Annotated in this window: 6 protein-coding genes and 2 pseudogenes; 1 reads left to right on the top strand and 7 read right to left on the bottom strand. The window is 40.2% G+C overall.

Going from position 1 to position 11,028, the window contains the following annotated elements:
• Positions 1-886, bottom strand: a pseudogene (locus tag NL646_RS22115) (S-type Pyocin family protein); the annotation flags it as partial.
• 581 nt (positions 887-1,467) lie between these two features.
• Here NL646_RS22115 and NL646_RS22110 point away from each other — a divergent pair.
• Positions 1,468-3,846, top strand: a complete 2,379-nt coding sequence (locus NL646_RS22110) for a 3'-5' exonuclease (RefSeq protein WP_203527105.1) — start codon at positions 1,468-1,470, stop codon at positions 3,844-3,846.
• Positions 3,847-4,139: 293 nt separating this feature from the next.
• Here the strand turns inward: NL646_RS22110 and NL646_RS22105 are convergent.
• From NL646_RS22105 to NL646_RS22080, 6 genes and pseudogenes are all read right to left on the bottom strand, one after another.
• Positions 4,140-4,244: pseudogene (locus tag NL646_RS22105) on the bottom strand (IS5/IS1182 family transposase); the annotation flags it as partial.
• A 108-nt stretch (positions 4,245-4,352) separates the two neighbouring features.
• A complete protein-coding gene (locus tag NL646_RS22100; RefSeq protein ID WP_203527104.1) occupies positions 4,353-5,099 on the bottom strand; it encodes an HNH endonuclease family protein in 747 nt (248 codons plus the stop codon).
• 62 nt (positions 5,100-5,161) lie between these two features.
• Complete coding sequence (locus tag NL646_RS22095) at positions 5,162-5,647, bottom strand: hypothetical protein (protein WP_043045452.1); 486 nt, start codon at positions 5,645-5,647, stop codon at positions 5,162-5,164.
• A complete protein-coding gene (locus NL646_RS22090; protein ID WP_253664691.1) occupies positions 5,644-7,623 on the bottom strand; it encodes a site-specific integrase in 1,980 nt (659 codons plus the stop codon). Before NL646_RS22090 ends, NL646_RS22095 begins: the two co-directional genes overlap by 4 nt.
• Positions 7,620-9,470 (bottom strand): hypothetical protein, encoded by a 1,851-nt coding sequence (locus NL646_RS22085; protein ID WP_253664690.1) that lies wholly within the window; start codon positions 9,468-9,470, stop codon positions 7,620-7,622. The genes NL646_RS22090 and NL646_RS22085 overlap by 4 nt, the downstream gene beginning before the upstream one ends.
• Positions 9,470-11,014: a site-specific integrase gene (locus NL646_RS22080; protein WP_197572732.1), complete on the bottom strand. Its 1,545-nt coding sequence runs from the start codon at positions 11,012-11,014 to the stop codon at positions 9,470-9,472. Before NL646_RS22080 ends, NL646_RS22085 begins: the two co-directional genes overlap by 1 nt.
• Positions 11,015-11,028: the final 14 nt, after the last annotated feature.

The following is an 11,028-nucleotide window of genomic DNA, read 5'->3' as shown; positions in this document are numbered from 1 at the left end:
CCAAAATAGCGCTTTGGTCTTTAGTAAAACCACGCTCGTCATTGAGCTTGTCTTGTGTCGATTGCGTAGCGTAAAACGCCCATTTTTCTTCCCCAAGAATTTTGTATTCTTGGACAAGTTCGCCATCATTAAAGTGGTAGTAATAGCCTTCTGTAGGCAAACCTAAACGTTCACCCAATCGCACTGCAGGGACAACAGGTATAAAACCTTCCTCAGCTTTATGGCTGCCGGCTTTTTGTAATGTGACGGCTTCCAATGGTGTCAGTCCGAGATTGTCATCAGCGATGTGGATATTTAAACGCTTTGGCTCATCAAACACACATAACGCTGTGTAGCGGGTGCCTTGCTCGGTATTGGCTTGCTCCCAACGGGTCACCGCGTTCTCTTTTTCAGTTTTCGCTAAAGCAAAGTCACTGTGCACCATTTTCTTTATGGTGGTATCCGAGCATCCGACTTCGAAGCTGTACTCAAACTCCTTGATTAGTTCCTCTTCACTTTCGGTTGCGATTGGCGGCAACGTGTAAACTTGTTCGGGCGTCGAGGTTTCCCCGATACAAGAGCGGTAACCTCCCGTTGTTCTGGTGGTTTTCGTTATTGCTAACAAATTATTAGCCGCATCATCCGAAAGTTCAGAGATAACCTCAGAATTCAGCCGCCAAGTTTTAGGACCTATTGGGTCGTTGTAACTAAGTAGAGCGGGAATTTGAGGCGTATCACTCACGAGCACGAGATTGCCTTCGTAGAGATGCTGCTTTAGCTGTTCAAAAGTAAGATGTGAAGGAATAGCAGAGGCGATATCCGCTTCCGAAATATTATGGAAGTTGCCCTCTATCAATCCAAATTCATGAGACATCACTTCCGAAAGAGGGAGGACTTTATAAGACACGCAAATACCTAAAGTGAATACTAGTTATCACGGCAATAAGCAGTAAGCATGCCATTAACTTTCTTCCGCAAAATCAGCTAGGTAGGATGATAGTAGTGTATGCCGATACAATTTTTTGTTTATCGAGCCAAAAAGTTGGGTATAAATCCAAGAAGTTGGTCGGTGTTGGCTGTGGTCTTTGTGTATGGTAGCTGTTTAGCTGAAGCGATACATATGGTGTTTTTACCCGTGAACACATTCGTAGTGGGCACGTTGTGCATGTAATAGCTCTAAGAAGGCTTTGCCTCAAAGATTGTTACGGCTCTAAATACGCTCTAGCTAATCAGCTAGTTTTAATATACAAAAAGTAATGAGTAACAAAACCCGAGACCTGATCTTCTCGCCTTTCCCGCTTAAACACGAGCTTTCGCTACCGTATTGAGTCTACGGTCACAAATTAATCAAGGCTTAATTGCTACTAGTTGATAATCATCATGCTGTATAAGAGGATGGTGTTAATTGTTTTAAGATCAATCGATTAGATAAGATGTGAAGCTGACATGCTTACTCACTTGAAGTCTCAAAGAATTAAAGGATTCTAAATGTATAAGGTTGTGCAAACTAAAGCTCTAAATAAGTGCTTCAGAGATTTAAAAAAATGCGGAAAGAAAGGGAAAGATGCAATCACTAAAACTAGAGCGGCTCAGTCTGAGGCAGCCACAGAGGGTGAAATTCAGTCGTTGAAAAGGACTAACCATGGTGAGTCGAGATTAACTAATGCAGAAAAGTACGACCTTGGCAATGGATATAGGCTTGTTGTTCAACTTGTTGATGGAGTAAGTAAAACGAGAGCATTTATATTTGCTGGTAGTCATGATGATACAGAGAATTGGCTTGAAAGCCACAAAGACTATCGATGGGTAAAGAGTGATAAGGACGATACATTGGATTTTGTTCAAGTCACAGAACAAAAGCTTACACCCGCAAAAATAGTACAAATGGATCTCGAGTCTAGTGAGGGGGTGAGAGAACTGCCGCTACTCCGCCATGTTTCTGAAGATGAATGGGTGGAGTTAGGTTTAGTTAATTCCCTAAAAGACTATTGCCGTTCTGTTACCGCAGAACTGTGGGAATGTGATCCAAATGGCGTATTGGAGTATATAGAAAACTCTTCAAATCTAGACATTGCGATTCTTATGGATGACTTATTTAGCCACTCACATCGGTTCGAATTAAAAGAGTTGCATAAGAGGATCGAACTTTATTTAGGTGCTGCCGCAATAACCCATGGTAAGGAGTTTGACACAGCTGTTAGCTGCTCTTCCAACAGTGAAATTTTTGTTACATGGGATGAAGTGGCAGAGCTACCTGATGACTCTAGTTGGTCGGATTGGCTTCTTTTTTTACATCCAGAGCAAAGGGAGCTATCGATAAAAGATTTTAACGGTCCAACGCGTCTCAGAGGGGTATCAGGAAGTGGCAAAACATGCGTAATGCTGCATAGAGCAAGGTACCTAGCGAAGAAGTATAAAAAGCCAATTCTATTGGTTACGTTAACAGAAAGTATGAGAAAACTATTGGATGCACTAATCGGTGAGCTATGCGGAGTCGAGGCCACACTAATTGAGACTTATACAATACAGAGCTTGGCGCATAAGATCATCAGAGAGTTACATCCAAAAGGGGAGGCTGCATATCGGAAAAACAATAATACGGATATTATCAATGAAATTAATAAGGAAGCTGTTGAGTTCGTAAGAAAACATAAGTCTTATTCCTCTACGGGGCTTTCAAAATTACCACACCACGAACAGAAAAGATTTATCGAGGAAGAAATTTACTTTATCAGGAGTAGGCTTCTAAACTCAGATTTTGAAAACTACCTAGATTCTAAAGCTTTTAAGCGTCATGGTCGGAAGGTTGCTTTGAGAAACGAAGCAAGAGCTGCATTCTATGATGCCGCAAGACTAAAAGTAGATAAGCTTAAAGAACTGTTTTACATCGACTATGAAGGAGCTGTGGCTGCTGCATGTTCGTTACTACTTAGTAACCAGAAATCTTTTGATAGCTTTGGCTGGGCCCCTGTGGATGAGAAGCTACTATCGGCAAATATAAAGGAATTTAGTCCTTATCGATGTGTATTAGTTGATGAGGTACAAGACCTTTCGCAACTTGAAGTGAAAATGGTAGCAGCATTACGAACGGGAGAAGAGGCGATTTCAACTCTGGAAAATGGACTTTTCCTTGTAGGGGATGGCGCTCAAACTATTTATAACAAAGGCTTTGTTTTAAAACAATGCGGAGTCAATGTGTCAAATCGAAGCTATGTGTTAAAGAAAAATTACCGCAACTCTAAAGAGATTATGGAAGCTTCGTATGCCCTCATTGAAAAGTATGAATTTGCCGATGTTGACGAAGATAATATTGTAAAGCCTACAAAACCAGACCTACCCACAGCAGTTGGGGAAAAGCCGTTTGTTGTTAAGTGCAAGACCCAGAGAGATGAAGTTAGATTTGTTTGTGAGACGATACAAGAATTGCTAGAAAGCTTTTCTTATGATGATGAAGAACAGAAGAGTCATCCAGAAATTTGTGTTATTGGACTTAATAAGCGAATTAGGGAGTTAGTTTCGCAAGAGTTAAATGTTCGATCAATCGATAGCTGTGAGCTTAAGCAGACAGATAGTTTAGAAGGAACTAAGAGTGTAAAAATTAGTACTATTGAATCGGCAAAAGGTCATGAATTTCAACATGTTTTTATACTAGGAGTAATGGAAGGTGTAATGCCAAATAAATCGGTAGAAAACGACAACATATCTCGAGAAGCTTCTCGTCTATACGTAGCAATGACCAGAGCAAGAGAAACACTTTATATTACATATAATATTGCAAATAGAGCAGTTCCAAGTCGTTTTCTTATGGATATTCAAGATTATGTAAATGAGTATGATTGTAAGGAAAAACTATTAGAAGCGATCTGAGTAAACAAAACAGGTGATGCCAAGATTTTTTTGGATCACCTGACCGTACGTTTATGGTAATGCCTAGCGAATTCCAATTGTGCAGAGTTAGAGAAAACTACAGAGTCAGGTATTTCCTTCCGTCTGTCATGTTTCCATATTTGAGCTAATCCATTACTCGCTAATTTGGGAAAGTCGCTAACTCACCTTTGTCCAAAAGTGAGCTGTGGGATGTCGAGTGTGGATGTACGATTAAGCCACACTGTATAATCAAAATTGTCAGATCGTGTATAAGTAGTACAACTAAACAATTATGGTCTTCCACGTCTATCCTGTTTAGGTTGTTTCAACTCAGTTATCGCCTCTTCGTCAATCCAAAACGTGAGTGAACCTCTGTGGACTAAGGAGTTATTGTACTTGGTGGATAGCGATGCTTTGGCCTGAAATCAAAGTCAGTGGATGCACGTCCCTGATCTGAACGTAAGGTTCTGATTTAGTTCATTCGATTTCTGCAACAAAGCCCTGTACTAATTGCAGTACTGAGACTGAATCTCTCGATATTTTTGTTCTTTCAATGGCTCTAATTCAATACCATATTTCTTTTTGATACGAATAAATCTCAAAATGTATTGACACTGATTCTTAGGAGGTAGCCACTCATCAATCCCTTTTGCACCCTTTTGTCGGTTTAATGAAGCTTCCACTGCGATTAGGTTAGCTTTATCGTTAGCAATCGATATTCGCTTTTCATATGTCCAGTGCTTAGCACCATGCTCCCACGCCCACTTTAATGGAACAACATGATCGATGTCGACATCAGAAGCTGAATAGATCTCTTGCCCAGTAAAAAGGGAGCGCCACCTTCCTGAAACAACCAAACACTGTTTATCTGTTTTAAACTTAGCTAGTGATATGGATTGATCTATCAATACCTCTGCTCTCGAGTTCTGGCAATCCCTGTCGCTATCTGCCCAGCCGTGTCCAAACTTGCTTCTTTCATAGGGTTGATTGTCAGGTGTCTTATGAACCATTACTTGCTTTTGATTTTTAGCAAGCCTCCCTCCACTTTCTAAACAGGATTCAAGGCTATCAAAGGCCTTAAAGTTTTTCGTTCGACCAAAGCTAGGAGATTTTTCGTCGTGGCAGATACCACTATTGCTGAGTTTAACTTGTGAGAGAGAACTAAATGGTACAGCGAGCAATACAGCTGTGATGATGCTTCTGGGTAATAACAGCACGGAAATAAACACCCTAGCTTTGTTGATGAACTGCATTAAATATTACCAGTATTAGCAAATTACATCAGCTATTATCTCCTTGATATTTGATTACAGAGTTAACGTTTCATCTGTGTAACCACATTTTTAGAGTCATATTCTCTCTTTAGATTGAGAACTTCCTCTTGAAGCATATAAGCTCTATGAGTCATTTCAGCTAACTGCTTTTCTAACAGCTTCCTAGCCTCAACAGCATTATTGCGTTCAAGGCGGTATATATCCCTTTGCTTCTCAGACTTCTTCAACTTCCCTTTAATTTTGTCCACTTCCGAAATAGTCGCTTCGATATCAATATCAAGGCCGGTAGCCATAAACTTATCACGATTATGGTTGTACGCTTCAATTTGAGGTTTGGCTCGCTCGACAAACTCCTGGAACTTATGAATATAGCTGTGGCCCAGACCAGCTTCGTTGTTTATCTTGTTCAAAGAAAGCTTCCCATTAGCCTTAACAATTACTGGCTTGTTAGTAAGCAAACGCTTCAAAGCCTCCTCTAGTCTCTCTTCTGTTACTTTCAGTTGAGGACTCAAATCCTTCTTGTTCATATTGATATAACCTTAATTTCGTCACTAAATGGTTCAAAATCGAGATTGTGTTTACGAAGTGTGCTCTCAATGAAGATAATCTTTTCCTTCATCCCAGCCAAAATACGAAATAACGCATAGTCGTTCATTTCGTTCATTTCCCGAAACATTTTAACTAGACCTTTACGCTCATTAGCAAGCATTTTGGCTCCTCGTGTTGTCACAACTTCATATTCACAGTACTTATCCTCCGTGATAAAGTAAGAAATTGCACACAGGCGTTCACAGGTAGGATTAGTGCAATACGCCCCCGTTGGCAGCATGATAATAGCCTTATCTCCACTTTTTACTAAAGCTCGGAGCTGAGACCTACTCATATAAACTTTCTCGCCTTTGCGTAGTGCCTCGTTTTTAGCTTCCATTATGCGCTCTCCCTCAAGACCAGATAGAAACTCTGAGCCATTATAGATTTCGTCTAAGGCATCAATCACAGCATCTTCTGATACCCCTTCAAGTACACCTAATAATTCATCGTCCAATACCAGACCTTGGATACGCGCTAGCTCAGCATTATTAGCATAGTAATTAGACATGTTTAGGTTTTTATGCTTAAGTTGCTCTTTGACAGTTAATGCGTTGCCAAGCCCGTTTCTTACGATAAAGACAGCAAACGAGCGCCTAATATCATGAGGGGTGAATCTCGGAGGGTAGCCCCCAACTTCTAGTTCACCATCTCGATCTGGGTTGAGGATGTCAAAGTCATGAACCTCATCTTCAGTAGCTGGATTAAGAAAAAAATCGACATCAAAAAAAGCACCTCCTTTCGTTGTTATCAAGAATGAATCTTTGACTTGCTCAGAGTCTTCCACATTAAGTATTGCTGCTTGTATGAAGGAGCTTTCGAGCTCATTCATGAGTCGTTTGTAGTTATCAATATCAATAGTCTGCTGATCTAATTGAATTTCGAGCCTTATCTTTTGGGCTTTCCTTGCATATTCCGTAGCTTCATATGCAAGCTCTAAAGCTTTCTTTACAATTGAATGAGTCTGCCAAACTACTGTTACTGGAATTCCTTCATTTGATTTCGAAGACAAGCCTCTAATAAATGGTATTCCATTACTTTCCTGATAACTATCAGGGTTCATGAGAGATAGTTCCGTTTTTCTTGCGCCGGAGAATGCAGCAGCAACAAGAAAGCAGCACCGAACTAATTTAGACACAAACGTTGCTTGACTATCTAACCTCATATTCTTCAACGCTTGAGGCCGAACAATTTTTTTAGCTCTTCTTGAAATTCGCTGATTAACTTTCGGCTTTAGTTCCTTTAGAGATAAATCACCTTTAGACTCTCTTACAGCTCTAATCAACTCACTCTCTCGCATAGCAAAAAAATTTGCCATACAAGTTGATATTTCATGCCTGTAAGTGTAATGAGTCTCTACAAATTCTACGGCAACAGATAACATCTGATTATGCATCTGTTGTGGTAGGGCTATAGCTTGTTTGGGAAAACTATCCTTGCGGGCCAGAGATTCAAAATCCTTTACGGTTACGTATCGAGAAATAACACCTAACTTGTTGAGAAAGCAAAGCATGCTCCTAAAGGTGTTAAGAGTCGTTTTAGAATGTCTGTCTTTAAGCAAATCCCTAAAAGCTTGCCATTCTTGATTATTGTCAAGTAACCCAAAATCGGATTTACCCCATACATTGACTAACCGGCCCAAAGATTTCCTATATAGCAGAGCAGTAGCAACTGAAAAATGTCCAGAGGGAGACTTATCCTTATTGAACTCAATCATTTTTGCTACAAGAACCTGAATATCTCTACGATGAATATCCCTGATAGATTTAAAAGATATTTTATGCGTGTTTTGCCCTAACGCAGAAAAATCCCACATTATATCGTATACCCTAGATTTGCCGGTCCCATCACCGCAGTATGAAATAAATGGGTTTTCATTTTGATTAAAACGAATCGGATTTCGTGCAATGTTCATTGTTTACCACCCATTACATACTTGAGACTAAGTCGAGTCTCAAATAAGGGGTGGAGCATCCCTTTCTCAAACTTTAAATGGGCTTTCTCATAATTATCTGGCGACTTTTCCTTCATTCGCCTAAGCACCTTTGCGAGCACAGCTTCGATTTCATAGATACGAGCCTTGGGTACTGAATTTTTCGCAGGAAGCTCTCTCACTTGAAGCACTTGATAACGAAATGTCATCATTAACCAAATATCAGTTTCAGATGCAACTAAAACGTGGCTATCGCAGTCATAGCAAGCGAGAAAGTCTGTACATGTATTCTCCTTTTCTGGAAGTTTCACTCCCAGTTTCTTAGCCTTCCTACGTTCAGAAACAATTTTTTCAGTACTTGGACCTTTACAACGAATTCCACTTGGAGTTAGCGTAGTCACAGGGGCCTCAGCGCGACGAAGTCGCTCTCTGTAATCATAATCAGAAAGGATGTCAGAATTAATAGCTTTGGCTGAATCTACAGCTACTGAGATGCTCTCTCCTTTAGAAATGCTATACAAGGCATCGCTAGTAGCCTTAAGATTTTTTTTATGATCGGATTTATTACCGCTGCTATATGAGTGGATTATCACCTCAATCGTATTATTGGCTGCCTGAGAGACCAGAAACATATCTTCAGTAACACGCATCAGGATATCTAGCTTAGTTTTCCTTAGTCGTGAAGCATTAATATTAAATCCAAGTATTTTCGATAGGGCTTTATTTATATGGGTAGGGTTCGTTCCATGGGCAGTGAAGTCTTTAACAATACCTGTTGTGGAAATATGTGGAAAAATAGGGTCAGTAAGAGTGGTATTATAATTGAAGCTTTTATAAATTAACTTTGATGCTTTAAGCCACTCTTCAATAAGTTCTTTAGTGCGCTTCGTGAATCCAATTGAATTATCTAACTCTTTATGTGAGGCTCTACCTTTCACACCATTGAGTACATACCGACCACCACTTATATCTTTAAATTCAACGTCTGAATACCGGATAGAGGCCAATACATTAGTGTTCATTCCAGTTAGCATATAAAAAGCATAAAGGGCAATGCGGCTAGCGTGATTAACGAAGGTCCTGTAGTCATCAGCAACGTTACTGTTTAAGTTTTTTCTTCCTCGTAGCATATTTCTAAAACTAGCCTTGTTTACTCCTTTCTGTCTTTTAGACCAACCTTCCTTTTGAGCTAATTTTTCAAATAGAACGTCGTCAAAACATGGGTGAATATCAGGCACTGTAGATTGCTCAATAAACTGAATAGAGTTTAAGAGTCCCTTTCGCAAGACTCTTGCAATAAGCTTAATTTCTTCACTTGTGAAAGCGACTAGCTGCTCTGAAGCACTAGCTTTCTTGACCTCCGGTAAACTACGAACATCCTGCTCCCTTCCCATGAGTGTCAAAAAGTAACTCAGAAATGTCTGGGCCTTTCTTGCTGCCATCTTTGACTCACCTTTAAGCACTTTAAGGTTAAAATGCTTTAAAGTCTTTTCCATCACCTTGAAATCAAATATATCTCCTGAGTAATTAATACTGTCTAAATATCTGAAGTAACCAAGACTCGCGTCAAACATGTAAGCCGCATGGCTTGGGTTATGTGCTGACAACTTAAAGAGTTTCCTTATCTGATCATCACGCCCAGCATTTATTAGTTGTTCAGGTTTACTCTTTATAGAGCTAAGCTTTGGTACACCTCGATAACGTAGTCGATTTAAGTGAAACACTCTCCCTGTTGTAGCTTTTAGAACCATGTCCTCAAATGTAAGCGGGCTAACATCCGCCTTCCTTAATACAGAAACAGCCTTCATTAATGTTCGTCTACGAGCCATTAACCCAACTCCACGTCATTAAATGCACCAATATAATCCAATACATCTTCATAAATCTCATCACCTGAAGGGAGATCCTGAGCGATCTTGAGGTATTTTAGGGTAGTATCTAATTCCTCATGACCAAGTAACCCCTGCACGGTATTAAGTGCTTGTTCTGAGGTTTTGTTCTTTAAAAGATGACGAAATACGTCAACTGCAAACGTAGAACGCAAGTTATGGAGTGAACCAATAATCTTTTCATCATTGACCTTCAGATAGTTGGCAGTATTTCTCACATCAATCCAACGTTTGCTGAACTCAGCGACATCAAGCATCATTGGTTTGCCAGTTTGCGAAATAAACAGATAGTTCTTCGAAGGGTCAACAGCACCATCACCCTTAAAGATGTCTGACTGACCTTGCTCAGATTTCTCGTTACACCACTCTTTGAACTTCGCAAGACGTCTTTTGTAACGAGTACTTTGGGTATACTTGTAGAGCACTCGCATTATCCATGCAGGGATAATGGTAACTCGAGACTTGTTCCCATATCCTTTTGTCTTGGTTAATGAACCATACCTGTCGCCAACACCAAGCTTAAGTATAGGCGGGGAATATACCTCTATACCTTCAGTATTTATCTCCATGTTAGGGTTTACTATCTGTCCAGAGTGTAAACTAGCGGCTTCTTTTGCTCGCAAACCTGTTGTTCGACAAGTCATGAAGTGGTAGCTGAATTCGATACCTAGTGAATATGTTTTACTGTGGTCCCCGTACCTTATCACTCGCCGAGTTTTAAGAATGATGTCTTGCAGCCTCTTCCACTCTGAGTTGGTAAATGGCCTTAAGTCACGGCGCACAGGGCTTAAAGCAAGCCCATTGGTGCGTGTTGACTTGGGAAAATTAAGCGTAAGGTCAGTGGACCGGATCAATTTATGAATATATGGTTTAATGCTAGTAGCACCTGCGGCAAAAATGACCTTTTCATCCTTGACCTCAAACGGCTTGCCTGTAAATACCTTTCCTTTCAACATCCAGTACTTATAGAAATTCACAATTGCTCGCATATAGGCTTTGGCAGTAGTTCTAGCTAAAACCTCTTCCTCTAGAACCTGATACTTAAGCTGCTCACGAAACTGGTACGTGAGTCTATTTGCCTTATCAAACGGAAATACATCCCACTGTGGTCTAGGGTCGTCCCAATCGGGATCAATTTCCCCCTCTTCAAAGGCTCTATCCCACTCCTCTTGTTGAGTAAGGATAAAAGTAAAGTACAACGCCAAAGCTTGAGATATTTGGCGGCTTTCAAGTTTCTTATCTACGGTATGCTTACTAAGGATGAAGTCATTGGCTACATCAATTGGCTTATATGAAGTCAATCGACCTTTTTCATCAAATGTGGATATATATAGTAGTGTCATCTCCTTAATAAGTATTCCTCTGGATGAAAGAGAATATGTAGTAATGATTTCTTCGTCGTCGTTAACTGCAAGGATAGGTTTCCTGATGCGACATTTGGCATGAACTGAGGTAGTTACTTCTCGTCTAATTCTGTTGTTCATCATCCTGACTTATA

The organism is Vibrio sp. Y20_XG_PY13 (genome assembly GCF_024181925.1).
Classification (GTDB): domain Bacteria; phylum Pseudomonadota; class Gammaproteobacteria; order Enterobacterales; family Vibrionaceae; genus Vibrio; species Vibrio parahaemolyticus.
This window is presented reverse-complemented; position numbering and strand designations above follow the sequence as displayed.